The organism is Basfia succiniciproducens (genome assembly GCF_011455875.1).
GTDB classification, from domain to species: Bacteria; Pseudomonadota; Gammaproteobacteria; order Enterobacterales; family Pasteurellaceae; genus Basfia; species Basfia succiniciproducens.
This window is the reverse complement of record NZ_CP015031.1, coordinates 1,309,769-1,335,407: the sequence shown is the minus strand read 5'-3', so window position 1 is coordinate 1,335,407 and position 25,639 is coordinate 1,309,769. Positions and strand designations below refer to the sequence as shown.

The following is a 25,639-nucleotide window of genomic DNA, read 5'->3' as shown; positions in this document are numbered from 1 at the left end:
TGTTTTTCTAAATTTTTGATAAAAATAACTTGCAAGCCAATCTGAAATCTCTATAATACGCCTCCGCACCGCAAGGGAAGCAAGTAAAATAAAAAATAAGTAAATTTGAGTAAAAAATTGAACATGTTTGCTTGACAATGAAATCGGCTTTTAATAGAATTCCCTTCCTTGCTTAATGCAACCGTTCTTTAAAAATTTATCAGACAATCTGTGTGGGCACTTGAAAGATTCGTTTAAACAAAAAATTTAAACAAGACTTAGAGTGCTGAACAAAGTTAATTTAATTAATGATTTATAGTCAGTATTTTGAGCGATTGAACTTTTTAAATTGAAGAGTTTGATCATGGCTCAGATTGAACGCTGGCGGCAGGCTTAACACATGCAAGTCGAACGGTAGCGGGAGGAAAGCTTGCTTTCTTTGCCGACGAGTGGCGGACGGGTGAGTAATGCTTGGGGATCTGGCTTATGGAGGGGGATAACGACGGGAAACTGTCGCTAATACCGCGTAATATCTTCGGATTAAAGGGTGGGACTTTCGGGCCACCCGCCATAAGATGAGCCCAAGTGGGATTAGGTAGTTGGTGGGGTAAAGGCCTACCAAGCCGACGATCTCTAGCTGGTCTGAGAGGATGACCAGCCACACTGGAACTGAGACACGGTCCAGACTCCTACGGGAGGCAGCAGTGGGGAATATTGCACAATGGGGGGAACCCTGATGCAGCCATGCCGCGTGAATGAAGAAGGCCTTCGGGTTGTAAAGTTCTTTCGGTGACGAGGAAGGTGTTTGTTTTAATAGGACAAGCAATTGACGTTAATCACAGAAGAAGCACCGGCTAACTCCGTGCCAGCAGCCGCGGTAATACGGAGGGTGCGAGCGTTAATCGGAATAACTGGGCGTAAAGGGCATGCAGGCGGACTTTTAAGTGAGATGTGAAAGCCCCGGGCTTAACCTGGGAATTGCATTTCAGACTGGGAGTCTAGAGTACTTTAGGGAGGGGTAGAATTCCACGTGTAGCGGTGAAATGCGTAGAGATGTGGAGGAATACCGAAGGCGAAGGCAGCCCCTTGGGAAGATACTGACGCTCATATGCGAAAGCGTGGGGAGCAAACAGGATTAGATACCCTGGTAGTCCACGCGGTAAACGCTGTCGATTTGGGGATTGGGCTTTAGGCCTGGTGCTCGTAGCTAACGTGATAAATCGACCGCCTGGGGAGTACGGCCGCAAGGTTAAAACTCAAATGAATTGACGGGGGCCCGCACAAGCGGTGGAGCATGTGGTTTAATTCGATGCAACGCGAAGAACCTTACCTACTCTTGACATCCAGAGAATCCTGTAGAGATACGGGAGTGCCTTCGGGAGCTCTGAGACAGGTGCTGCATGGCTGTCGTCAGCTCGTGTTGTGAAATGTTGGGTTAAGTCCCGCAACGAGCGCAACCCTTATCCTTTGTTGCCAGCATGTAAAGATGGGAACTCAAAGGAGACTGCCGGTGACAAACCGGAGGAAGGTGGGGATGACGTCAAGTCATCATGGCCCTTACGAGTAGGGCTACACACGTGCTACAATGGTGCATACAGAGGGCGGCGATACCGCGAGGTAGAGCGAATCTCAGAAAGTGCATCGTAGTCCGGATTGGAGTCTGCAACTCGACTCCATGAAGTCGGAATCGCTAGTAATCGCAAATCAGAATGTTGCGGTGAATACGTTCCCGGGCCTTGTACACACCGCCCGTCACACCATGGGAGTGGGTTGTACCAGAAGTAGATAGCTTAACCTTCGGGGGGGCGTTTACCACGGTATGATTCATGACTGGGGTGAAGTCGTAACAAGGTAACCGTAGGGGAACCTGCGGTTGGATCACCTCCTTACTAAGTTTTAGGCGACTGGCAAGTGTTCACACAGATTGTTTGATAGAAAGAGACAAACCAACATCCTTTTGGGTCTGTAGCTCAGGTGGTTAGAGCGCACCCCTGATAAGGGTGAGGTCGGTGGTTCAAGTCCACTCAGACCCACCACTCAAGCGCGGCGAGGCCGGCTGGACGAGTGAAAGCTAAAAGGAAAGGTTGCACTGTAAGGTGCAAACGGATTGGGGATATAGCTCAGCTGGGAGAGCGCCTGCCTTGCACGCAGGAGGTCAGCGGTTCGATCCCGCTTATCTCCACCAATCATCATGACTAAGTGAATCGAGGGTCAGGCAATGTTCTTGCCGGAATTGACCGGACTTTGTTTATTTAGTCATGATGATAGCCGAAAGGCGTTATCTTTTTGTTCTTTAAAAAATTGGAAACAAGCTGAAAAACTGAGAGATTTTCTGAAAAGAAAGTCTGAGTATAAAAAAATCTTGGCCGAGCAAAAGCGGTCAAGTGTTTAGTAATAACGAACGACACAGGTATAAGAATACTTGAGGTTGTATGGTTAAGTGACTAAGCGTACAAGGTGGATGCCTTGGCAATCAGAGGCGAAGAAGGACGTGCTAATCTGCGAAAAGCTTGGGTGAGTTGATAAGAAGCGTCTAACCCAAGATATCCGAATGGGGAAACCCAGTAGATGAAGAATCTACTATCAATAACCGAATCCATAGGTTATTGAGGCAAACCGGGAGAACTGAAACATCTAAGTACCCCGAGGAAAAGAAATCAACCGAGATTACGTAAGTAGCGGCGAGCGAAAGCGTAAGAGCCTGCAAGTGATAGCATGAGGATTAGAGGAACCGGCTGGGAAGCCGGGCGGCACAGGGTGATAGCCCCGTACTTGAAAATCATTGTGTGGTACTGAGCTTGCGAGAAGTAGGGCGGGACACGAGAAATCCTGTTTGAAGAAGGGGGGACCATCCTCCAAGGCTAAATACTCCTGATTGACCGATAGTGAACCAGTACTGTGAAGGAAAGGCGAAAAGAACCCCGGTGAGGGGAGTGAAATAGAACCTGAAACCTTGTACGTACAAGCAGTGGGAGCCCGCGAGGGTGACTGCGTACCTTTTGTATAATGGGTCAGCGACTTATATTATGTAGCGAGGTTAACCGAATAGGGGAGCCGAAGGGAAACCGAGTCTTAACTGGGCGTCGAGTTGCATGATATAGACCCGAAACCCGGTGATCTAGCCATGGGCAGGTTGAAGGTTGGGTAACACTAACTGGAGGACCGAACCGACTAATGTTGAAAAATTAGCGGATGACCTGTGGCTGGGGGTGAAAGGCCAATCAAACCGGGAGATAGCTGGTTCTCCCCGAAATCTATTTAGGTAGAGCCTTATGTGAATACCTTCGGGGGTAGAGCACTGTTTCGGCTAGGGGGCCATCCCGGCTTACCAACCCGATGCAAACTGCGAATACCGAAGAGTAATGCATAGGAGACACACGGCGGGTGCTAACGTTCGTCGTGGAGAGGGAAACAACCCAGACCGCCAGCTAAGGTCCCAAAGTTTATATTAAGTGGGAAACGAAGTGGGAAGGCTTAGACAGCTAGGATGTTGGCTTAGAAGCAGCCATCATTTAAAGAAAGCGTAATAGCTCACTAGTCGAGTCGGCCTGCGCGGAAGATGTAACGGGGCTCAAATATAGCACCGAAGCTGCGGCATCAGTGGAAACACTGTTGGGTAGGGGAGCGTCGTGTAAGCGGAAGAAGGTGGTTCGAGAGGGCTGCTGGACGTATCACGAGTGCGAATGCTGACATAAGTAACGATAAAACGGGTGAAAAACCCGTTCGCCGGAAGACCAAGGGTTCCTGTCCAACGTTAATCGGGGCAGGGTGAGTCGGCCCCTAAGGCGAGGCTGAAGAGCGTAGTCGATGGGAAACGGGTTAATATTCCCGTACTTGTTATAATTGCGATGTGGGGACGGAGTAGGTTAGGTTATCGACCTGTTGGAAATGGTCGTTTAAGTTGGTAGGTGGAGCGTTTAGGCAAATCCGGACGCTTATCAACACCGAGAGATGATGACGAGGCGCTAAGGTGCCGAAGTAACCGATACCACACTTCCAGGAAAAGCCACTAAGCGTCAGATTATAATAAACCGTACTATAAACCGACACAGGTGGTCAGGTAGAGAATACTCAGGCGCTTGAGAGAACTCGGGTGAAGGAACTAGGCAAAATAGCACCGTAACTTCGGGAGAAGGTGCGCCGGCGTAGATTGTAGAGGTATACCCTTGAAGGTTGAACCGGTCGAAGATACCAGCTGGCTGCAACTGTTTATTAAAAACACAGCACTCTGCAAACACGAAAGTGGACGTATAGGGTGTGATGCCTGCCCGGTGCTGGAAGGTTAATTGATGGCGTTATCGCAAGAGAAGCGCCTGATCGAAGCCCCAGTAAACGGCGGCCGTAACTATAACGGTCCTAAGGTAGCGAAATTCCTTGTCGGGTAAGTTCCGACCTGCACGAATGGCATAATGATGGCCAGGCTGTCTCCACCCGAGACTCAGTGAAATTGAAATCGCCGTGAAGATGCGGTGTACCCGCGGCTAGACGGAAAGACCCCGTGAACCTTTACTATAGCTTGACACTGAACCTTGAATTTTGATGTGTAGGATAGGTGGGAGGCTTTGAAGCGGTAACGCCAGTTATCGTGGAGCCATCCTTGAAATACCACCCTTTAACGTTTGATGTTCTAACGAAGTGCCTGGAACGGGTACTCGGACAGTGTCTGGTGGGTAGTTTGACTGGGGCGGTCTCCTCCCAAAGAGTAACGGAGGAGCACGAAGGTTTGCTAATGACGGTCGGACATCGTCAGGTTAGTGCAATGGTATAAGCAAGCTTAACTGCGAGACGGACAAGTCGAGCAGGTGCGAAAGCAGGTCATAGTGATCCGGTGGTTCTGAATGGAAGGGCCATCGCTCAACGGATAAAAGGTACTCCGGGGATAACAGGCTGATACCGCCCAAGAGTTCATATCGACGGCGGTGTTTGGCACCTCGATGTCGGCTCATCACATCCTGGGGCTGAAGTAGGTCCCAAGGGTATGGCTGTTCGCCATTTAAAGTGGTACGCGAGCTGGGTTTAAAACGTCGTGAGACAGTTTGGTCCCTATCTGCCGTGGGCGTTGGAGAATTGAGAGGGACTGCTCCTAGTACGAGAGGACCGGAGTGGACGCATCACTGGTGTTCCGGTTGTGTCGCCAGACGCATTGCCGGGTAGCTACATGCGGAAGAGATAAGTGCTGAAAGCATCTAAGCACGAAACTTGCCTCGAGATGAGTTCTCCCAGTATTTAATACTGTAAGGGTTGTTGGAGACGACGACGTAGATAGGCCGGGTGTGTAAGCGTTGCGAGACGTTGAGCTAACCGGTACTAATTGCCCGAGAGGCTTAGCCATACAACGCTCAAGTGTTTTTGGTAGTGAAAGTTATTACGGAATAAGTAAGTAGTCAGGGAATCGGCTTGTTTTTAATTTTAGAGAATAGAAGAGTAGAAGACTAGAAGTAGGCTAGTGATAGCGGAGAGAAGAATCCGCGGTCAGTATCTGAAACGGAATTATCCTGGCGGCGATAGTGCAGTGGTCCCACCTGAATCCATGCCGAACTCAGAAGTGAAACGCTGTTATGCCGATGGTAGTGTGGGGTATCCCCATGTGAGAGTAGGTCACCGCCAGGTTGTTATGAAGAGAGGCCCCCATCGAGAGATGAGGGCTTTTTTTTGTGCTTGTGCTCACACCCATACCTACTAACTGAACCGGCGCGTCATCACCGCCATTGACGCGCGTAGGCGCAAAACTGTAGGAAAATTTACCGCACTTTTGAGTAAAAATAAAGGCGCATTTTATAGGATTGGAACTAAGCTAAATTAGTTATTTAAGCCCTTCAATAAAATCAGCAATGCTGTTTTCATTATTTGTACCGATAATGCGTTTAAATCGTTATATCCGGTTTTATTAGGCGTTTTTACCCACAATTAAAAAATCAGTAAAAATCGACCGCACTTTTGTTGACTAACTCAGAACATAACATTTTATAAAAGAGGAATACTTTTTAAATTTCTTATCTATTTATTTTACTGCTACAATAAAATGATAAAAAATTTGAGAGTAATTTATGAAAAATGTGAAATTTTTTGCCCAGCGTTACATTGATTGGGTGACTAAATTAGGTCGTTTGAAGTTTTCACTATTAGGCTTCATTCTGATTGCTATTCTGGCACTATGTACTCATATCTTTTTGAGTTTGATGATCACCGGGCAAATTCATTGGGAAAGTTTATTATATTCCGTCGTATTTGGTGTGATCTCCGCACCTTTCGTTATTTATTTCTTTGCATTATTAGTTGAGCGTTTGGAGCTGTCTCGACAAAATTTGTCAAATTTAGTTGGTGAATTACAGCAGGAAATTCGTGAACGAACTACGGCGGAGCAGCGTTTAGCACAGGCTATTCGCGATAAAACTACATTAATGGCAACGATTAGCCATGAATTAAGAACGCCGTTGAACGGAATTGTCGGACTAAGCCGGATTTTATTGGATTCGAAACTTACGGAAGAACAATACAATTATTTAAAGACTATCAATGTAAGTGCGGTATCTTTAGGACATATTTTTAATGATATTATTGATTTAGAAAAACTGGATGGCAGCCGTATTGAGCTTTATAAAAAAGAAACCGATTTTCACGCATTAATAACGGATGTTTATAATGTGGCGCAATTAATGGCTGAACAGAAACATCTGAAATTTATTTTACAGGTAGATAAAGATCTGCCGAATTGGTTGTTGCTTGATTATACGAGATTAAGTCAGGTTCTATGGAATCTTATTAGTAATGCGGTGAAATTTACGGATAAGGGAACAGTTACCTTAAAAATTAGTCGATTATCTGAAAACCGGTATGCTTTCGCTATTAGCGATACCGGCCCCGGGATCCCAGAAAATGAGCTAAATAAAATCTTTACCATGTATTATCAGGTTAAGGCGAACTTTAATAAGCATAAAGCGGCTGGTAGCGGAATTGGATTAGCTATTTCTAAAAGTATCGCCCGCTTAATGAACGGTGATTTAGTAGTTGAGAGCGAAATAGGTAAAGGTTCCACATTTATACTCACTATTCAGGCGGATGAAGTGAGCAAACCAATAAGTGATGGTACAGCCGATTTAGATCTTAGTTTATCGATTTTGTTGGTAGAAGATATTGAATTAAATATTATCGTTGCAAAATCACTTCTGGAAAAGCTGGGACATCAAGTGGATACTGCCATGACGGGACAAGAGGCTTTAACAAAATTTGAACGGAATAATTACGATTTAGTCCTTTTAGATATTCAACTACCGGATATGACCGGATTTGATATTGCCAAAATTTTGAGAACAAAATATGAAGATGGCGTTTATGATTATTTGCCTCCTTTAATTGCTTTAACGGCAAATGTTATGCAGAATAAATCGGATTATCAAAAACAAGGCATGGATGATGTTTTACGCAAACCGTTGTCCTTAGACTCATTAAATCAATGTTTATCTGAATATTTTGGAGATGAAATAGGTGTGTCGTCAGCACAAAATTCGGTAATGACAAAAGCAGCCGAATTACCCGATGACTTTGATTATCCGCTGCTTGACGATTTGGTTGAAATGTTGGGCGCTTCTTTTGTGTTGAAGAATTTGGCCTTATTTAAGCAAACCATGCCCGAATATATAGATGAATTGTTAACGATTTACCAGAACTATCAAAAGGATAAGGAAAAGAAAAAAGATGTCGCTGCCTGTATGCATAAAATTAAAGGTGCGGCGGCTTCTGTCGGATTAAAGCATATTCAATTGTTGGCTGAAAAAGGTCAACATGATGAAGCCGATATTTGGCGGGAAAATATTAAGCGCTGGATTGATGAAATTGAGCAAAGTTGGTTTGAGGACGTTACAAAATTAGAACATTGGTTAGCTAAAAAATAACAAAAATAAATGAGGGACAAAATCTATTTTTGTCCCTCATTTTATATAATTTTTCGATTATTTTTTGAATTCATCGCCTAACAGCGGTTGCAAGCGATTTAGAATTTCTTTTACTACACGGGCTGGTGCCGCAACAATATGACCGGAAGTTAAATAGCTATGGCCGCCGTTGTAATCGGTAACCAAACCGCCCGCTTCACGTACAATCAGGTCGCCGGCTGCACAATCCCAGGGTTTTAAACCGATTTCGAAGAAACCGTCCACACGGTTTGCCGCCACGTAGCATAAATCTAACGCCGCCGATCCCGTACGACGGAAATCCGCGCAGCTTTCAATTAAACTATTCATTACCGCGAAATGTAACGGCATATGACGAGCTTGTTTGAATGGGAAACCGGTCGCTAATATTGCACCTTCCAATTCGCGTTTTGCATCAACACGCAAGCGAAGATCGTTTAATTTAGCGCCTTCACCGCGCACGGCAGTAAATAGTTCATTACGAATAGGATCGTAAACAACGCCGACTTCGGTACGGCCTTTTACACGAATAGCGATAGAAACGGAAAAATGAGGTAAACCTTTTACAAAGTTTGTTGTGCCATCTAGCGGATCAATTACCCATTGAATATCGCTATCTTTACCTTCTAACGCCCCACTTTCTTCGGTAATGATGGTATGGTCCGGATAAGATGTACGAATAACGTCGATAATTGCCTGTTCAGCAGCTTTATCTACATTTGTTACGTAATCATTAGCGCTTTTTAAGGTTGTTTGAATATCATCGCGGCGTTCATAACTTTTAGCAATTACATTGCCTGCTTTTCGTGCCGCACGAATAGCAATATTTAACATTGGATTCATAATAATTTCCACTAGATTTTAAAGAACGGAATAATTAAGTTAGAGATTCTAACTCGTATAAATGTGTTGCGCATTATATGTAAAATTTGTTGTATTTACCAGCTTAAAATTTTTAAAAAATTCCGACTAAATATAAAGGTTATTATGCTATAATAACCACAAATTTTAGTTAGAATGTAAAAAATATGTTAAATAACATTCGATTAGTGTTAGTCGAAACTTCTCACAGCGGTAATATCGGTTCCGCTGCGCGAGCAATGAAAACTATGGGATTGGCAAACCTTTATCTTGTTTCTCCCAAGCAGGGCATTGACGAGCAGGCTGTGGCGCTTTCAGCAGGAGCTGAGGACGTGCTTCGCAAGGCGGTGATCGTTAAGAGTTTTGATGAAGCTGTTGCCGATTGCTCATTAGTCATCGGTACCAGCGCAAGATTACGTCACTTACAAAGTACCTTAATCGAGCCCAGAGAATGTGGCAAAATTTCTATTCAAGAGGCGCATTGCGGACAAATCGCTATTGTTTTTGGTCGTGAGAAATTTGGTTTAACCAATGATGAATTATTGAAATGCCGCTATCATCTCAATATTCCCGCCAATCCGGACTATTCTTCGTTGAATTTGGCCATGGCTGTGCAGTTGGTGAGTTATGAATTGCGTATGGCCTGGCTAAACGGGCGACAAAGCGAATCAATGTCGGATTCGGTTGAAATTGCGCAAAAACCTACTGCATTGGAATTGGAGTATTTTTTTGCCCATACGGAAAAATTGTACCAATCGCTAGGTTTTATTCAGAATCAAGGCGTAATGCAAAAACTTCGTCATTTATATAACCGTGTTAACTTGAAGAAAAATGAGTTGAATATTTTACGCGGAATGCTAAGTGCGGTGGAAAAACGGCTGGATTTATTACGAGATAAATAGTTGACTAATTTACTTGGTTATGTAACTATAATGAGCAGATTTTTAATTTTTAAAGGAAAGGCAAAATGAAATTAACTTCGAAAGGGCGTTATGCCGTAACCGCAATTTTAGATATTGCCATTAATGCGGAAGATGGTCCTGTGACTTTGTCTGATATTTCTGAACGTCAAAATATTTCGCTTTCTTATTTAGAGCAATTATTTGCCAAATTACGCCGTCATGGGCTGGTAAAAAGTGTTCGTGGTCCCGGTGGCGGTTATCAATTAGGGCAGCCGAGCGGTCAAATTTCTATCGGCATGATTATCGCTGCAGTGAATGAAAATATTTCGGTAACAAAATGTTTGGGGCAAGGGAATTGTCAGGGTGGAAAAGTTTGTTTAACTCATCACCTTTGGGCGGAATTAAGCGATCGTATTGAAAATTTTCTAAACGAAATCACATTAGAAGAATTGGTTAGCAAACAACATAGCCAAAAAACGCATACAGATTTTGATAATTTATTAGTTGTAGATAATTAGAGTTTTATCACGTCATATAGATATGACGTAACGAATGGAGTGAATAATGAAATTTCCTATTTATTTAGATTATGCGGCGACTTGTCCGGCGGATGATCGCGTTGCAGAAAAAATGATGCAATATTTAACGCGCGACGGGATCTTCGGAAATCCGGCGTCCCGTTCTCATAAATTCGGCTGGCAAGCGGAAGAAGCGGTGGATATCGCGCGTAATCATATAGCGGATCTTATCGGTGCGGATAGTCGTGAAATTGTGTTTACTTCCGGTGCGACGGAATCAGATAACCTTGCGATCAAAGGCGCAGCGCATTTCTACCAAACTAAAGGCAAACATATCATTACCTGCAAAACCGAGCACAAAGCTGTATTGGATACTTGCCGTCAGTTAGAGCGTGAAGGCTTTGAAGTAACCTATCTTGCGCCTAAATCGGACGGTTTGGTTGATTTAGACGAATTTAGAGCGGCGATTCGCCCTGATACCATTTTAGCGTCGATCATGCACGTTAATAATGAAATCGGTGTGATTCAGGATATTGAAGCTATTGGTAAAATTTGCCGCGAGCATAAAGTTATTTTTCATGTGGACGCTACCCAAAGCGTAGGTAAATTACCTATCAATCTGGCGGAATTGCCGGTTGATTTAATGTCTATGTCCGGTCATAAACTCTATGGACCAAAAGGTATCGGCGCCTTATATGTTCGTCGTAAACCGCGTGTTCGTTTAGAAGCGATTATTCACGGCGGCGGTCATGAGCGAGGAATGCGTTCCGGTACGTTGGCTGTTCATCAAATTGTAGGTATGGGCGAAGCTTATCGTATCTGCAAAGAAGAAATGGCGGAAGAAATGGCGTATGTAACTAAACTTCGTGATCGTTTATATAACGGTTTAAAAGATATTGAAGAAACTTATGTGAACGGTTCAATGGAACATCGTGTTGGTTCGAATTTAAATATCAGTTTTAACTTTGTAGAAGGCGAGTCCTTAATGATGGCATTACGCGATATTGCCGTGTCATCGGGTTCAGCCTGTACTTCCGCAAGTTTAGAGCCTTCTTATGTATTGCGCGCGTTGGGCTTGAGCGATGAGCTTGCGCATAGTTCAATCCGTTTCTCTTTAGGTCGTTATACCACGGAAGAAGAAATTGATTACACCATTGATTTAGTAAAAAGTGCGGTTAAAAAATTAAGAGATTTATCACCGCTTTGGGATATGTTCAAAGAAGGCATTGATATGTCTAAAATTGAATGGTCTGCACATTAAGATTTAGTACAAAGTTCTCAAAAAGTGCGGTCGAAAAAGTCTGTATTTTGAAAAATAAATTCAATTCATCAAGTCAACTTAAAGGAGGCTACAATGAAAGTTTATACAGGACGAACAGATATTAAATTATTTGAACACTTAATCGACGAACCGAATCAAACAGTTACGCATTTAGTGTTGAAGGCTGGGCAGGCAGTACCGGAACATAAAGTTTCACAAACCGTCATTGTTGTTCCAATCAAAGGACGGATAGATTTTTCAAACCGTGAAGAATCGCAGGAAATTTATCCCGGACGAATTGTACAGATGATACCCGATGAATGGCATGCTTTAAAAGCACTTGAAGACAGTGAACTTATGGTGGTGAAATCCACCCTGGCAGCATAATTTATTTTATTAAAAATTAGGAACAAGAAATGGCATATAGCGAAAAAGTTATCGATCATTATGAGAACCCTCGTAACGTAGGTTCTTTTGATAAAAAATCATCAGATGTGGGCACCGGAATGGTGGGCGCACCGGCTTGCGGTGATGTTATGCAGTTACAAATTAAAGTGAATGAAGAAGGCATTATTGAAGATGCAAAATTCAAAACATACGGTTGCGGCTCTGCCATTGCATCAAGCTCATTGATTACCGAATGGGTGAAGGGCAAATCCTTAGATGAAGCCGGTGCGATTAAAAACAGCCAGATTGCAGAAGAACTGGAATTACCGCCGGTTAAAGTGCATTGCTCAATTCTGGCGGAAGATGCAATTAAAGCGGCAATTGCTGATTATAAATCTAAAAAAGGCGCATAAAACAGACGGCGTAAGTATAATGCTTGCGCCTTAACTTACTCGGGAGTAATTAAATGTCCGTAGAACAATTTAGCGTGGAAGATGCGGAGCAGAGTTCTCAATCCGCTTCAATCGGCATGACGGAAAGTGCTGCCAAACATGTGAAAAAATGTTTAGAAAGCCGTGGTAAAGGTATTGGTTTACGCTTGGGAATTAAAACCTCAGGTTGTTCGGGCTTGGCTTATGTGCTTGAATTTGTTGATGAATTAAATTCGGATGATAATGTATTCGAACAACACGGCGTTAAAGTCATCGTTGATACCAAAAGCCTTGTGTATTTAAACGGTACGCAACTTGATTTTGTCAAAGAAGGTCTGAACGAAGGATTCAAGTTCACCAATCCGAACGTAAAAGATCAATGTGGTTGCGGCGAAAGTTTTAACGTATAAATTATGAATAATCCATTTGCGTTATTTGATTTGCCCATTGAGTTTCAACTCGATCAAAATCGTTTGTCCGAACGTTATCTCGCATTACAAAAAGCGTTGCATCCTGATAATTTTGCCAACAGTTCGGCTCAGGAACAGCGCCTTGCCATGCAAAAATCCGCCGAGGTGAATGACGCTTTACAAATTCTGAAAGACCCTATTTTACGAGCGGACTGTATTATTGCGCTTAATACGGGCGAACAACAAAATACGGAAGAAAAAAGTACGCAGGATATGGCGTTTTTGATGCAGCAAATGCAATGGCGCGAGCAGCTGGAAGAAATTGAAAACACGCAGGATATTGACGGATTAATGACTTTTTCTGCGGAAATAGAACAAAGCAATAAAGAAAAAATTTCAGAAATTTCCACCGCACTTTCTATGAAGGATTGGCAACAGGCAAAACTGATTAATGATCGATTACGTTTTATCAAAAAATTAATGACTGAAGTTGAACGAATCGAAGATAAATTAGCGGATTTTTAATTTTATTCATTGTGAGTTTGAACTCAATTTATGAATAAATAGGCTCATAAGCCTGTTTTACATTTAGAGAAAAATAACATGGCATTACTTCAAATTGCAGAACCGGGTTTAATGGCTGCGCCTCATCAGCATAAATTAGCGGTGGGTATTGATTTAGGGACAACAAATTCATTAGTGGCGACAGTGCGCAGCGCCCATACCGAGATTTTATTAGACGAAAAAGATCGTCCCCTAGTCCCGTCTATTGTGCATTTTGGTGATAATAATGAAATCACTGTCGGCTATGAAGCCGGAGAGTTGGCAAGCATCGATCCGCAGAATACCGTTATTTCGGTGAAACGTTTGATTGGTCGAAGTCTTGAGGATGTGCAGGCGCGTTACCCGAATTTACCTTATCGATTTGAAACGTCGGAAAACGGACTGCCGCTGATTAGTACGCGTAAAAGTGCGGTCAGTCCCGTTGAAGTTTCGAGTGAAATTTTGAAAAAATTGACCGCACTTGCAAAGCGGCGTTTAGGCGGCGAATTGCAAGGCGCTGTTATTACGGTGCCGGCTTATTTTGATGACGCTCAGCGTCAAAGCACTAAGGATGCGGCGAAACTGGCCGGTTTGAATGTACTTCGTTTGCTTAATGAACCTACGGCCGCCGCGATTGCTTACGGTTTAGACAGCGGAAAAGAAGGGGTTATTGCGGTTTATGATTTAGGCGGCGGTACTTTCGATATTTCGATTTTACGTTTATCAAAAGGTGTGTTTGAAGTACTTGCTACCGGCGGTGATACTGCGCTTGGCGGCGATGACTTTGACCATTTAGTTGCCGACTGGATTATTGAGCAGTCCGGTATTTCACCGCAGGATGATAAACAAAAACGTCAACTGGTGGAATTGGCTACTCAGCTGAAAATTCAGTTGACAGACAATGAAACGGTTGCGATTCAATATCAAAACTGGCATGGGAAAATTAGCCGTAATCAGTTCAACCAACTGATCCAACCTTTGGTAAAACGTTCGCTAATATCATGTCGTCGCGCATTAAAAGATGCGAACGTGACAGCAGACGAAGTAAACGAAGTGGTTATGGTGGGTGGCTCGACCCGCGTACCTTTTGTACGCGAGCAAGTGGGCGAATTCTTCAAACGCCAACCTTTAACTTCTATTGATCCCGATAAAGTGGTGGCGTTAGGTGCGGCGGTCCAGGCTGACATTTTAGTGGGAAATAAGCCCGATTCGGAAATGCTTTTGCTTGATGTGATTCCCTTGTCCTTAGGTATTGAAACCATGGGCGGATTAGTGGAAAAAATTATTCCTCGAAATACCACAATTCCGGTAGCTCGGGCGCAGGAATTTACTACTTTCAAAGACGGACAAACGGCAATGACCGTGCATATTGTTCAAGGGGAGCGCGAAATGGTGGCGGATTGTCGTTCGCTTGCTCGTTTTACTTTACGCGGTATTCCGCCAGTGGCGGCAGGTGCGGCTCAAGTGAGAGTGACTTATCAAGTGGATGCCGACGGTTTGTTAAATGTAACGGCGATGGAAAAATCTACAGGTGTTCAATCTTCAATTCAGGTGAAGCCTTCTTACGGCTTAACCGATGACGAAATTACTCAAATGCTGAAAGCTTCGATGGATAATGCAAAACAGGATATTGATGCCCGCTTGCTTGCGGAACAGCGTGTTGAAGCCAAACGTGTAATTGAATCCGTTCTTTCCGCACTTTCTCATGATGGGGATTTATTGAATGACGAAGAGCTAAGTGCAATTAAAAAAGCCTTAGTTGAGCTGGATAAGTTGCAACAACAAAATGATACTTTAGCCATTAAACAGGGAATTAAAGACCTTGATGCGGCTACTCAGGAATTTGCGGCGCGCCGTATGGATAAATCCATTCGTTCCGCCTTAACCGGTCATTCCGTAGAAGATATTTAATTAACAGGAAAGTAGGATAAACAAATGCCAAAAGTAATTTTTCTTCCTCACGAAACACTTTGCCCGGAAGGCATGGTGGTTGATGCCGCCGCCGGAGATAATTTATTAGAAGTCGCGCTTGAAGCGGGCATTGAAATCGAACACGCTTGCGACGGTTTATGCGCTTGTACCACTTGTCATTGTATTATTCGCGAAGGCGGTGACAGCCTTAATGAAACAACGGATCAAGAAGATGATATGCTAGATAAAGCCTGGGGGCTGGAAGTGGATAGTCGCTTAAGTTGCCAGTGTCAAATCGCCGATGAGGATTTAGTGGTAGAAATCCCTAAATATACGATTAATCATGCGCGGGAAGAGAACCACTAATGAAATGGACAGATGCGCAAGAAATTGCTGAAAATCTTTATGATCTTTATCCTGATGTTGATCCTAAAACCGTGCGTTTTACCGATATGCACCAATGGATTTGTCAGTTGGAAGAGTTTGATGATAACCCTGAAGCATCAAACGAAAAGATCTTAGAAAATATCTTGCTTAGATGGTTGGATGAGTACGAATAAATAAATTCGTGATTTGAAAAACTATATTTATATAACGAAAGGACTGAACACGTATTATTGCGTTCAGTCCTTTTTGTTTGATTGAATTCGCTTTTTTTATTAGGCGGAATTCTTTTTGTGGTGTTTTTCTAAGGATTTATGCTGGATTTTGACCTTTTTTCCCTTAGCCTGAAAGTATTCGCCAAGTTGCTGGGCAATGTACACGGAACGGTGTTTCCCCCCGGTGCAACCTATTGCGATGGTTAAATAACTACGGTTATTTTGTTCTAGCATCGGCAACCAGGTTTCAAGGTAATTTCTGGTGGAATAAATAAAATTATTCACTTCGCTATATTTACCTAAAAAATCAATGACCGGTTGATCTAACCCCGTCATTGGTCGCAAATCGGGGTTCCAATGAGGGTTAGGCAAAAAACGAACGTCAAAAACATAATCCGCATCAAGGGGCAGACCATATTTAAAACCGAAGGATTCGACGACAATTTTCAGTTCTTTATCAGGTTTGCCTTTTAAGAATTCACGCAAACGCTGTGCCAGTTCGTGGGTGGATATTTCGCTGGTATTAATCACCAATTCGGCATTTTGCAATAAAGGTTCCAGGTAACCGGCCTCCGCTTCAATTGCCGCTTCAAGGGATAAATCCTGCATGGATAACGGATGTAGCCGACGGGAATCGCTATAACGGCGAATTAATGTACTGCGATCCGCTTCAAGGAAGATAATTCGCACCTGATGCTGCGCATCGGCCAGTTGTTGAAGTAATGTATCTAATGTTTCGGGTGAATGAGGTAAATTACGAATATCTAAACTCACGGCGGCGGATTGCTGAGAGGTCGATAAAATATCGGCAAGCTCGGGCAATAAATTGATTGGCAGGTTATCAACGCAATAGTAACCCATATCTTCTAAAGCTCTTAATGCAACAGATTTGCCCGCGCCGGAACGCCCACTGATGATAATAAGTTCCATAAATTGCCTCATTTTGAGTGATAAGTGTTATTTTTCTTCCGTCGCCGTATCGTCGGTGTGTTCATGCAAACAGTTATCCATATATTGAAAAATTTGCCAGATTTCATCCGCACTTTGCGCCGCCCGCAGTTGCTTACATAGCATTTTATCCGAAAAACGCTCGGCCAATTCCGGCAGATAAGGGGAATAGGCGGCGCAGCATTTTTCCGGAATTAAAATAGCCAGCACTAAATCAACATCTCTTTTATCCGGCGCTTCATAATTAACGGGGCTGGCTAATTGCAAGAATACGGCAACCGGTTTATCGCCGATTGGCAGTTTTGCCCGCGGCATTGCAATGCCGTTACCTAAGCTTGTACAACCTAGTTTTTCTCTTGAAAGCAAGGTTTCAAAGCATTCCAATTGTTCAATATGATAACCGATTTCTTCTTCCTGCAGATTAAATCGTTTTGTTACGATATCTGAAATAACTTCAAGTAATCGTTTTTTGCTTGAACAAATAATCCCCTGACGGATATTTTCAGGGGATAAAATTTCAGTAAATTTAACCATAGCTTACAGCTTAAATTCTTCACCAAGATAAACACGTTTTACATGTTCGTCATTTAAAATGTCTGTCGGTGTTCCGGTTGCAATCATTTTTCCGGCACTAACGATGTATGCCCGCTCACATACATCAAGTGTTTCGCGGACATTATGGTCGGTAATTAACACGCCTAAACCGCGATCCCGCAGATCTTTAATTATTTTTTTGATATCGATAACTGAAATAGGGTCAACACCGGCAAAAGGTTCGTCTAATAAGATGAATTTAGGATTCGCCGCCAATGCACGGGCAATTTCTACGCGGCGACGTTCGCCACCGGACAACGATTGTCCCAAATTATCCCGGATATGACCGATATTAAAGTCGTCAATTAATTCTTCCGCGCGGGCATGACGTTGTTCTTTAGTCAGATCTTTACGAATTTCAAGAACCGCCATTAAATTATCGTACACGCTTAAACGACGGAAAATCGAGGCTTCTTGCGGAAGATAACCTACGCCTTTTTGTGCACGGTTGTGCATCGGCAGCAAGCTAATGTCCTCATCATCAATACGGATTTTGCCCTGATCATGGCGCACAAGCCCGACAACCATATAGAAAGAGGTTGTCTTGCCTGCACCGTTTGGTCCCAGTAAACCGACAATTTCATTGGATTTTACGGTAAAGCTTACATCGGATACAACCTGACGGCCTTTATAACTTTTCGCTAAGTTTTCGGCATAAAGAATAGACATAAGTAACCTCTATTTTTTCTTCTCATTTAATTGTGAAGGAATTAATACGGTTTTTACTCGACTTTTTGCCGTACTGCTAGCTTTTAATTGCTGTTTATTCACATCATAAGTAATTACGTCGCCATCAATGGTACTATCCAATTGTTTTAATTGCGCATTACCGGTTAATGTTAAAAATTCTTTACCTAAATCATAATGGACTCTATTGGCCTTACCGTCTGCCGGTTTGCCGTCATCCAGCATTTGGTGAAATGTAACGGGATTACCGAATGCCTCAACGGTTTCTTTTTGTTTCGAACCCTCGGGCGGACGAGTGATAATTACTTTATTGGCTTTGATTAAAATGGAACCCTGAGTAATTACAACGTTATCGGTAAAAGTGACGATGCTTTTTTCCATATCCAGGGATTGGTTGTCAGACACAATATTAATAGGCTGATTCGTATCGTCTTTTAAAGCGAAAGCAGATAATGAAGTCATCACTAATGCGGAAGTAAGTAAAATTTTATTGATTGCTAATTTCATAATGGGTTTTCACCTGCTCTTTTAAAGTCGCTGCTTGTTGTTTCAGATTACCGGTCAGTTTCATGCCCGAACTGGTAAAGTTGAGCCCTCGGATGGTAACCATATTATCGGAAGTAATGTCCTGGTTTTTTAAATTGACTACTGCGGCTTCCGTTTCAATACGTTGTAAACGAGAAATCGGATCCAGGCTTTGGGCCACAACCTCACCATTGAGATAGAGTAAATTATCTTTTGTCAGGGTGGCGGATTTTGCGGTTAATTTCCAGCTTTGCTTTCCCTGATTTTCTGTTTCCACCTCTAAAGCGAACACTACCGGGTTTACAAATTCGGTATGTCCGTCTTGATCATAATGCCGTGCCGTATCCGAATAAGCTTGGTATTGTTTTTTCCCTGCGGGAGAAAAAATGGTGGTCTCCATTTTATGCCCGGTATATTCAGGGCTTTCAGGCGCTTTGATTAACCGGGTTAAATCCGGCTTGTCTTGGTTTAATGTATAAAACCAGGCAAGCAATACTAAAGCGATAGTTCCAAGAATAATATTCCAGCGAATATTCATAAAATATTAAATTCTGTGTTAATAAATAAAGCGGAATAATAGCATAATTTTTGAAAAATTACGCAAGTGCGGTAAGATTTTTCTTTGTTTTGAGGAACGAAACTTTTAGTTTATGGTCGAATAGCAGACGTTTTTGTCAGATTTATTGGCATAAATTTATTACTAATAACTTTGACATTAGGGGAAAATTCGTAGATTATCCCAGTTTTATTTGATTAGAGAAAAAAATGATACAGAGGTTTTATGGGTGAGAACACGCTGGTTGAAGTGAATAATCTCACTTTTAAACGTGGTGAACGCACGATTTATAACGATCTCAACCTTAAGGTTCAAAAAGGTAAAATTACCGCTATTATGGGCCCGTCGGGGATTGGTAAAACCACGTTATTAAAACTGATTGGCGGTCAGTTACACCCGGAGCAGGGTGAGATTTTATTTGAAGGAAAAGATATTTGCCAAATGTCGAATTCGGAACTCTATAAAGTTCGCCAACGTATGGGGATGTTATTCCAGTCGGGCGCTTTATTTACCGATATTTCAACTTTTGAAAACGTAGCCTTTCCGATTCGCGAACATACCAATTTGCCGGAAAGCTTAATTCGTCAAATTGTATTAATGAAATTAGAAGCGGTCGGGTTGCGCGGAGCGGCGGAATTAATGCCTTCGGAATTATCCGGCGGGATGGCAAGACGCACCGCTTTAGCGAGAACCATTGCTCTTGATCCGGAACTGATTATGTATGACGAGCCGTTTGCCGGACAGGATCCTATTAGTATGGGCGTGATCGTCAGTCTAATTAAACGTTTAAATGAAGCGTTGAATTTGACATCGATTGTGGTTTCTCATGATGTGCAGGAAGTATTAAGTATCGCCGATTATGCGTATATCATCGCCAATAAGCGAGTGATTGCGGAAGGAACGGCGGAGCAGTTGCTGCAAAGCACTGATCCGCAAGTAGTACAGTTTATTAACGGGCAGGAAGACGGTCCCGTGCATTTCCATTATCCGTCTCAGGATTATGAGGAAGAATTGTTTGGCAGAGGAATAAATAAATGATGGTTGATTTAATCTCTGCACTGGGACGCAATGTTATTAATTCGGTAAAAGCTTTAGGTAGAGCGGGCTTTATGCTGTTTGGCTCTTTAGTGGGTAAACCGCAAATTAAAAAACATTTTCCATTATTAATTAAACAGTTATATGTGCTTGGCGTTCAATCCCTATTAATTATCCTGTTATCGGGCTTTTTTATCGGCATGGTATTGGGATTGCAGGGTTATGTTATTTTAGTGGATTTTGCCGCCGAGGCGAATGTCGGGCAGTTGGTTGCGTTGTCCTTATTACGGGAATTAGGCCCGGTTGTGACCGCACTTTTATTTGCCGGGCGAGCCGGTTCGGCATTGACTGCCGAAATCGGTTTAATGAAGGCAACAGAGCAGTTATCCAGCCTCGAAATGATGGCGGTTGATCCGTTGCGTCGGGTTATCGCACCTCGTTTTTGGGCGGGCGTGATTGCCATGCCGGTTTTAACTGTGCTATTTACTGCAGTGGGGATTATCGGCGGCCATTTGATCGGCGTTGAATGGAAAGGTATTGATAGCGGTAGTTTCTGGTCGGTAATGCAAAATGCGGTAAGAACTCTGGATTTATGGGATGGGTTTATTAAGAGCCTGGTTTTTGCCTTTACCGTAACCTGGATTGCTTTATTCAACGGCTATGACTGTATTCCCACTTCGGAAGGTATCAGCCAGGCAACCACCAGAACTGTAGTGAACGCCTCTTTATTGGTGTTGGGGTTAGACTTTGTGCTAACAGCAATTATGTTTGGTGCCGGTTAAGGTTTTTTATTGAGTGATATGCGCAAACAGGACTGCGTAAAATAGGAAAAATAATGAGACAAACAATTAAATATGAATTTGGCGTTGGATTATTTCTGCTAATCGGCATTGCCGCGCTTATTTTTATGGGACTAAAAGTCGCGAATGTGCAAGGATTCAGTGAAACGAAATCTTATCAAGTCTTCGCAACTTTTGATAATATCGGCGGACTAAAAGTGCGTGCGCCGTTGAAAGTCGGCGGCGTGGTTATCGGTCGCGTAACGAATATTTCTTTAGATGAGCAAAATTATTTACCGCAGGTAACTATTGCTATTAACGAAGAATATAATCAAATTCCGGAAAACAGTTCTTTATCCATTAAAACTTCCGGTTTATTGGGCGAACAATATATTGCATTAAGCGTTGGGTTTGACGATGGTGAAACCGCTATGTTAAAAGAGGGCGATAAAATCGTAGATACGAAATCGGCGGTGGTGCTAGAGGATCTTATCGGGCAGTTTATTTACGGCGATAAAGACAAAAAAGACGATTCTGCGGAACCCAAAGCGGCGGAATAATCAGGACAGTTATTTAATTTTATTGGAGAAATGAATTTATGTTAAAAGCCACATTTAAAACTTGGTTATCAAAAATTTTGCTTTTAGTGACCGCACTTTTTGCCGTCCAAAATGCATTGGCAGATGAAAGTCCTTACGGTTTGACCCGGCAAGCGGCGGAAAAATTATTTGCCGATATTAAAGCGAATCAGCCTAAAATTAAACAGGATCCGAATTATTTAAAAAATATCGTTCGTCAGGATTTAATGCCTTATGTACATGTGAACTATGCAGGCTCATTAGTGTTAGGTCAATATTTCAAGTCCACTACACCGGCGCAGCGCGAACAATTTTTTGCCGCATTTGATCAATTTATTGTGCAGGCTTATGCTCAGGCGTTGACCATGTACAGCAATCAGGATATTCAGGTGCAACCGCAACAAACCGTTAGCGACAGTCAGGCAAGCGTTCGGGTAAAACTATTACAGAAAGGTCAGGAGCCGTTAAATTTAAATTTCCAATGGCGTAAAAACAGTAAAACCGGCAAATGGCAGGTTTATGACATGACCGCTGAAGGCGTGAGCATGGTAGATACCAAAAAACAGGAGTGGAGCAGTATTTTACGCAAAAACGGGATTGATGCTTTAACCGCACAGGTACAACGTGCGGCGGCGGTTCCGGTTAGCCTTGGTAAAAAATAAGAGAAATTATGCAAGCTGAAAAACATTTGAAATGGGCAGCCGAGCAAAATGATGATAGAATAGCTTTCCGCTTGGACGGAGAGCTATCTAGGGATACGTTGCTACCTCTTTGGAATGAATTCCAAAAAAGGGAGCAACGTTCTTCTTTTTTATCAGAACAACAAATTGCGGATAAAAATATCAGTTGGGATTTATCTCAAGTATCCCGCATTGATTCCGCCGGTTTTGCTTTATTATGTGATTTACTTCATTATTGCCAAGCCAAGAAAAACGCTGATAAAACGTTATTATTGGAAAATGTCCCGCCCCAATTGCTTACATTAGCTGATCTTGTCGGATTAGCCGATTGGATTAAGCCTTATTTGAAGTAGCAATTTGCTAAATAACCTTAATGGAAATAACAATGGAAACCCAAGAAATCGAACGAATTCTTAAACAGGCTTTAAATCTTGATGAAGTTTACGTGCAAGGTGAAAACGCACATTACGGCGTGATTGTTGTCAGTGAAGAAATCGCAAAATTATCAAGATTAAAACAACAACAAACTATTTACGCGCCATTGATGGATCATTTTTCCAGCGGTGAAATCCATGCCTTGACCATTAAAACGTTCAGTCCTGAAAAATGGAAATTAGAACGTATGTTAAACGTCGTAAACTAATTTAATTTTAGGAAAATAAAATGGAAAAATTTCGTGTCTATGGGCAATCTCGTTTAACCGGAACCGTCGATATTTCCGGTGCAAAAAATGCCGCATTGCCAATTTTATTCGCTTCAATTTTAGCGGAAGAACCGGTTATATTGACCAATGTGCCTGACTTAAAAGATGTCGAAACAACATTTAAGATTCTGCGCAAGTTGGGCGTTAATGTGGAATGTGCGGAAGAACCGGGTAAAGTGCTGATCGATGCCGGCAATATTAATCAATTTGTCGCGCCTTATGAGTTGGTAAAAACCATGCGCGCTTCTATTTGGGCGTTAGCGCCGTTATTGTCGCGTTTTCATGAAGGACAGGTTTCATTACCGGGCGGTTGCACAATCGGCGCTCGCCCTGTCGATATGCATATTTCCGGTCTGGAAAAAATGGGTGCGGCGATTGAACTGGACGAAGGCTATGTGAAAGCGACGGTAAACGGTCGTTTGAAAGGTGCCAGAATTTATATGGATAAAGTCAGTGTCGGCGCAACCTTATCCATCATTATGGCGGCAACTTTAGCCGAAGGCAAAACCGTTATTGAAAATGCGGCGCGTGAACCGGAAGTGGTGGATACGGCAATCTTTTTAAATGCCATGGGCGCAAAAATTTCCGGCGCAGGCACGGATACGATTTCCATTGAAGGGGTTGAACGTTTAGCGGGTTGCCGCCATCGCATCGTGCCGGACCGTATCGAAACCGGGACTTTCCTGGTGGCGGCCGCTATATCGGGCGGGCGTATTACTTGCCGCGGAACAAAAGCGGATACCTTAGAAGCCGTTATTGAAAAACTGCGCGAAGCCGGTATGCAGATAGACATCACGGAAGACAGCATTACTTTAGATTCTTTAGGTCAACGTCCGAAAGCGGTGAATATTCGCACCATGCCACATCCGGGCTTCCCGACCGATATGCAGGCGCAGTTCACTTTGTTAAACGTAGTGGCGGAAGGTACCAGCAAAATTACCGAAACGATTTTTGAGAATCGTTTTATGCACATTCCCGAATTAATTCGTATGGGAGCAAAAGCGGAAATCGAAGGAAATACGGCGATTTGTCACGGTGTCGAACATTTATCCGGTGCGCAGGTGATGGCGACGGATTTGCGCGCTTCGATCAGTTTGGTATTAGCGGGCTGTATCGCATCCGGCGAAACCATTGTGGATCGTATTTATCATATCGATCGCGGTTATGAACGTATCGAAGAAAAATTACGTGGTTTAGGCGCAAGAATCGAACGTTTTTCCGATTAAAACCAATTTATAATATTTATAAAGCAAAAATGGCACTCCAAGGGTGCCATTTTTTGTGGTTAGAAAAAGTGCGGTCAAAAAATCGAAAATTTTAACCGCACTTTTGGATTTTATTTTCAATAAGTCACGAAAACCTTAATTTCGGCTGCCAAAAATAGCCGTGCCGATTCTGACCATGGTTGAACCGCACTTAATCGCTGCCGTCATATCATCGGTCATACCCATAGAAAGAGTATCGATTCGCTGATTCGGTAACGACTGTTGTAATTCGACAAAAAGTTTATGCATTGCTGAGAAGCTTTGCGCTTGAATCGCCGCATCATGCGTTGCGGCGGGAATCGCCATTAATCCGCGCAAACGCAAGTGCGGTAAGTTTTCGATAATTTTTGCCATCGCCATCATATCGGCCGGTTTTATGCCGGACTTACTTTCCTCATCACTAATATTAATCTGAATCAGAACGTTTAACGGCGATTTATCGACGGGGCGCTGTTCATTCAGACGGATTGCAATTTTTTCCCGATCCACCGTTTGCATCCAGTCAAAATATTCCGCCACTAAACGTGTTTTGTTGGATTGTAACGGGCCGATAAAATGCCATTCCATATCCGGATGTTTTGCCTGGAAAAATTCAATTTTTTCAACACCTTCCTGCACATAATTTTCACCAAAAGCACGTTGTCCGGCTTGATAAGCCTGTTCCAAATCTTCAACCGGCTTGGTTTTCGAGACCGCTAATAATTTCACCGAGTTCGAGGGCAAACCGGCATTTTGGCAAATTGATACGATATTTTTATGAATTTGTTTTAAATTGTTAGTGATTTCCATTGAAATAACCCGTTAGTGCTTTCCTGATAATGAAATAAAGGAATATTGTACCAGTTTATCTAAAAACATCTATTGATAATATTTGTGAGCTATGTAACAAAAATGCAACAATTGGCTTGTTTATCTTTCATACAATGATAGTATCACTTTGGCATTTGCCAACTTTTTATTTGTTTACAGGAGCTTATATGAAAAAGACGGTTATTTTATTAGGTTTGTTTGCCTTAAGCGGCACCGCTATCGCGGAAGAAGCAAAAAATGTACAGACCGAAATCAAATCAAAAGTAATTGAAGTCAGCTTATTGGACCCGGTAAAAGGTGATAAAGCTATCGGTCAAGTGGTTGTCACGGAATCGCCTTACGGCTTAGTTTTCACTCCTGAATTAAACGGATTAACTGCAGGATTGCACGGTTTTCATCTTCATCAAAATCCAAGTTGTGCGGCAGGTGAAAAAGACGGCAAAAAAGTGGCGGGTTTAGGCGCCGGCGGGCATTGGGATCCGAAAGAGGCAAAACGCCACGGATTTCCTTGGGAAGATAACGCACATTTAGGTGATCTACCGGCATTAGCCGTAAATGCGGACGGTACGGCATCTAATCCGGTATTGGCTCCGCGCCTTAAATCTTTAGATGAAATCGCCGACAAATCAATAATGATTCATGTAGGCGGCGATAACCATTCCGATCATCCGGCGGCGTTAGGCGGCGGTGGAGCGAGAATGGCGTGCGGTGTGATTAAATAAATCGGAAATTGCAGATGTTTTAAATAAAACCGCTTTGCGATAGCG

26 protein-coding genes, 2 tRNA genes and 3 rRNA genes are annotated in these 25,639 nt (G+C 42.9%); 24 read left to right on the top strand and 7 right to left on the bottom strand.

All coding sequences use genetic code 11. The features are described 5' to 3' along the window. Positions 1–325 precede the first annotated feature (325 nt). The 6 genes from A4G13_RS06005 (at position 326) to A4G13_RS05980 (ending at position 7,871) form a co-directional block, all read left to right on the top strand. Positions 326–1,868: ribosomal RNA gene (locus A4G13_RS06005) — 16S ribosomal RNA — on the top strand. Positions 1,869–1,938: 70 nt separating this feature from the next. Continuing rightward, positions 1,939–2,015, top strand: a tRNA-Ile gene (locus tag A4G13_RS06000). Between the two features lie 73 nt (positions 2,016–2,088). After that, positions 2,089–2,164, top strand: a tRNA-Ala gene (locus tag A4G13_RS05995). 249 nt (positions 2,165–2,413) lie between these two features. Continuing rightward, a 23S ribosomal RNA gene (locus tag A4G13_RS05990) occupies positions 2,414–5,311 on the top strand. A gap of 162 nt (positions 5,312–5,473) precedes the next feature. Then, positions 5,474–5,589: ribosomal RNA gene (rrf, locus tag A4G13_RS05985) — 5S ribosomal RNA — on the top strand. Together the 16S, 23S and 5S rRNA genes with 2 tRNA genes alongside form the textbook arrangement of a ribosomal RNA operon. A gap of 437 nt (positions 5,590–6,026) precedes the next feature. Continuing rightward, the gene (locus tag A4G13_RS05980) at positions 6,027–7,871 is read left to right on the top strand and encodes an ATP-binding protein (RefSeq protein WP_090655047.1); all 1,845 of its coding nucleotides are present in this window, start codon (positions 6,027–6,029) and stop codon (positions 7,869–7,871) included. Between the two features lie 57 nt (positions 7,872–7,928). Here the strand turns inward: A4G13_RS05980 and suhB are convergent, their stop codons facing one another. Then, complete coding sequence (gene suhB, locus A4G13_RS05975) at positions 7,929–8,732, bottom strand: inositol-1-monophosphatase (RefSeq protein WP_090655054.1); 804 nt, start codon at positions 8,730–8,732, stop codon at positions 7,929–7,931. Positions 8,733–8,917: 185 nt separating this feature from the next. On the opposite strand from suhB, the gene trmJ reads away from it, so the two are divergent. The 10 genes from trmJ (at position 8,918) to iscX (ending at position 15,673) form a co-directional block, all read left to right on the top strand. Then, positions 8,918–9,652: a tRNA (cytosine(32)/uridine(32)-2'-O)-methyltransferase TrmJ gene (gene trmJ, locus A4G13_RS05970; RefSeq protein ID WP_011200896.1), complete on the top strand. Its 735-nt coding sequence runs from the start codon at positions 8,918–8,920 to the stop codon at positions 9,650–9,652. Positions 9,653–9,717: 65 nt separating this feature from the next. Then, positions 9,718–10,170, top strand: coding sequence for a Fe-S cluster assembly transcriptional regulator IscR (iscR, locus tag A4G13_RS05965; RefSeq protein ID WP_011200895.1), 453 nt, complete (start codon positions 9,718–9,720; stop codon positions 10,168–10,170). Between the two features lie 46 nt (positions 10,171–10,216). Next, positions 10,217–11,431, top strand: a complete 1,215-nt coding sequence (locus A4G13_RS05960; RefSeq protein ID WP_090655057.1) for an IscS subfamily cysteine desulfurase — start codon at positions 10,217–10,219, stop codon at positions 11,429–11,431. A gap of 93 nt (positions 11,432–11,524) precedes the next feature. Further along, positions 11,525–11,818 carry a cupin domain-containing protein gene (locus A4G13_RS05955; protein ID WP_011200893.1) on the top strand — a complete coding sequence of 98 codons (294 nt, stop codon included), beginning with the start codon at positions 11,525–11,527 and terminating at the stop codon, positions 11,816–11,818. A gap of 29 nt (positions 11,819–11,847) precedes the next feature. Beyond that, positions 11,848–12,231: a Fe-S cluster assembly scaffold IscU gene (gene iscU, locus A4G13_RS05950; protein WP_011200892.1), complete on the top strand. Its 384-nt coding sequence runs from the start codon at positions 11,848–11,850 to the stop codon at positions 12,229–12,231. Positions 12,232–12,284: 53 nt separating this feature from the next. Further along, positions 12,285–12,659 carry an iron-sulfur cluster assembly protein IscA gene (gene iscA / locus A4G13_RS05945; protein ID WP_011200891.1) on the top strand — a complete coding sequence of 125 codons (375 nt, stop codon included), beginning with the start codon at positions 12,285–12,287 and terminating at the stop codon, positions 12,657–12,659. A gap of 3 nt (positions 12,660–12,662) precedes the next feature. Continuing rightward, positions 12,663–13,184 carry a Fe-S protein assembly co-chaperone HscB gene (gene hscB / locus A4G13_RS05940; protein WP_090655060.1) on the top strand — a complete coding sequence of 174 codons (522 nt, stop codon included), beginning with the start codon at positions 12,663–12,665 and terminating at the stop codon, positions 13,182–13,184. 78 nt (positions 13,185–13,262) lie between these two features. Continuing rightward, entirely contained in the window at positions 13,263–15,113 is a 1,851-nt protein-coding gene (gene hscA / locus A4G13_RS05935) for a Fe-S protein assembly chaperone HscA (RefSeq protein WP_090655063.1), read from the top strand. A gap of 24 nt (positions 15,114–15,137) precedes the next feature. After that, complete coding sequence (gene fdx / locus A4G13_RS05930) at positions 15,138–15,479, top strand: ISC system 2Fe-2S type ferredoxin (RefSeq protein WP_090655066.1); 342 nt, start codon at positions 15,138–15,140, stop codon at positions 15,477–15,479. Then, a complete protein-coding gene (gene iscX, locus A4G13_RS05925; protein WP_011200887.1) occupies positions 15,479–15,673 on the top strand; it encodes a Fe-S cluster assembly protein IscX in 195 nt (64 codons plus the stop codon). The genes fdx and iscX overlap by 1 nt, the downstream gene beginning before the upstream one ends. Positions 15,674–15,772: 99 nt before the next feature. On the opposite strand, the gene rapZ is transcribed toward iscX, so the two are convergent. The 5 genes from rapZ to lptC are packed head-to-tail and all read right to left on the bottom strand — an operon-like array spanning position 15,773 to position 19,004. Beyond that, positions 15,773–16,642: an RNase adapter RapZ gene (gene rapZ, locus A4G13_RS05920; protein ID WP_041639924.1), complete on the bottom strand. Its 870-nt coding sequence runs from the start codon at positions 16,640–16,642 to the stop codon at positions 15,773–15,775. Positions 16,643–16,669: 27 nt separating this feature from the next. Continuing rightward, positions 16,670–17,194, bottom strand: coding sequence for a PTS IIA-like nitrogen regulatory protein PtsN (gene ptsN / locus A4G13_RS05915; protein ID WP_011200885.1), 525 nt, complete (start codon positions 17,192–17,194; stop codon positions 16,670–16,672). 3 nt (positions 17,195–17,197) lie between these two features. After that, on the bottom strand, positions 17,198–17,923 hold the full coding sequence (gene lptB, locus A4G13_RS05910; protein WP_090655068.1) for an LPS export ABC transporter ATP-binding protein: 726 nt from the start codon (positions 17,921–17,923) through the stop codon (positions 17,198–17,200). A 9-nt stretch (positions 17,924–17,932) separates the two neighbouring features. Continuing rightward, the gene (lptA, locus tag A4G13_RS05905) at positions 17,933–18,448 is read right to left on the bottom strand and encodes a lipopolysaccharide transport periplasmic protein LptA (protein ID WP_011200883.1); all 516 of its coding nucleotides are present in this window, start codon (positions 18,446–18,448) and stop codon (positions 17,933–17,935) included. After that, positions 18,429–19,004 carry an LPS export ABC transporter periplasmic protein LptC gene (gene lptC / locus A4G13_RS05900; protein ID WP_090655070.1) on the bottom strand — a complete coding sequence of 192 codons (576 nt, stop codon included), beginning with the start codon at positions 19,002–19,004 and terminating at the stop codon, positions 18,429–18,431. Before lptC ends, lptA begins: the two co-directional genes overlap by 20 nt. A gap of 243 nt (positions 19,005–19,247) precedes the next feature. On the opposite strand from lptC, the gene mlaF reads away from it, so the two are divergent. From mlaF to murA, 7 genes are read left to right on the top strand one after another with little or no spacing between them, the layout of a single operon-like run. Continuing rightward, positions 19,248–20,060 carry a phospholipid ABC transporter ATP-binding protein MlaF gene (gene mlaF / locus A4G13_RS05895; RefSeq protein WP_011200881.1) on the top strand — a complete coding sequence of 271 codons (813 nt, stop codon included), beginning with the start codon at positions 19,248–19,250 and terminating at the stop codon, positions 20,058–20,060. Continuing rightward, entirely contained in the window at positions 20,057–20,839 is a 783-nt protein-coding gene (mlaE, locus tag A4G13_RS05890; protein ID WP_011200880.1) for a lipid asymmetry maintenance ABC transporter permease subunit MlaE, read from the top strand. The genes mlaF and mlaE overlap by 4 nt, the downstream gene beginning before the upstream one ends. 53 nt (positions 20,840–20,892) lie before the next feature. Then, complete coding sequence (gene mlaD / locus A4G13_RS05885) at positions 20,893–21,396, top strand: outer membrane lipid asymmetry maintenance protein MlaD (RefSeq protein WP_090655073.1); 504 nt, start codon at positions 20,893–20,895, stop codon at positions 21,394–21,396. 38 nt (positions 21,397–21,434) lie between these two features. Continuing rightward, positions 21,435–22,076: a phospholipid-binding protein MlaC gene (gene mlaC / locus A4G13_RS05880; RefSeq protein WP_090655076.1), complete on the top strand. Its 642-nt coding sequence runs from the start codon at positions 21,435–21,437 to the stop codon at positions 22,074–22,076. 8 nt (positions 22,077–22,084) lie between these two features. Beyond that, positions 22,085–22,447: an STAS domain-containing protein gene (locus tag A4G13_RS05875; protein WP_090655078.1), complete on the top strand. Its 363-nt coding sequence runs from the start codon at positions 22,085–22,087 to the stop codon at positions 22,445–22,447. A gap of 32 nt (positions 22,448–22,479) precedes the next feature. Beyond that, positions 22,480–22,737, top strand: coding sequence for a BolA family protein (locus tag A4G13_RS05870; RefSeq protein ID WP_041639921.1), 258 nt, complete (start codon positions 22,480–22,482; stop codon positions 22,735–22,737). Positions 22,738–22,757: 20 nt separating this feature from the next. Beyond that, a complete protein-coding gene (gene murA / locus A4G13_RS05865; protein WP_011200875.1) occupies positions 22,758–24,023 on the top strand; it encodes a UDP-N-acetylglucosamine 1-carboxyvinyltransferase in 1,266 nt (421 codons plus the stop codon). Positions 24,024–24,158: 135 nt separating this feature from the next. Here murA and A4G13_RS05860 read toward each other — a convergent pair whose 3' ends face one another. Beyond that, the gene (locus tag A4G13_RS05860) at positions 24,159–24,851 is read right to left on the bottom strand and encodes a YggS family pyridoxal phosphate-dependent enzyme (RefSeq protein WP_090655081.1); all 693 of its coding nucleotides are present in this window, start codon (positions 24,849–24,851) and stop codon (positions 24,159–24,161) included. 188 nt (positions 24,852–25,039) lie between these two features. Here A4G13_RS05860 and sodC point away from each other — a divergent pair, with 188 nt between their 5' ends. Beyond that, positions 25,040–25,594, top strand: coding sequence for a superoxide dismutase family protein (gene sodC / locus A4G13_RS05855; RefSeq protein WP_090655084.1), 555 nt, complete (start codon positions 25,040–25,042; stop codon positions 25,592–25,594). The last annotated feature ends 45 nt before the right edge of the window (positions 25,595–25,639 follow it).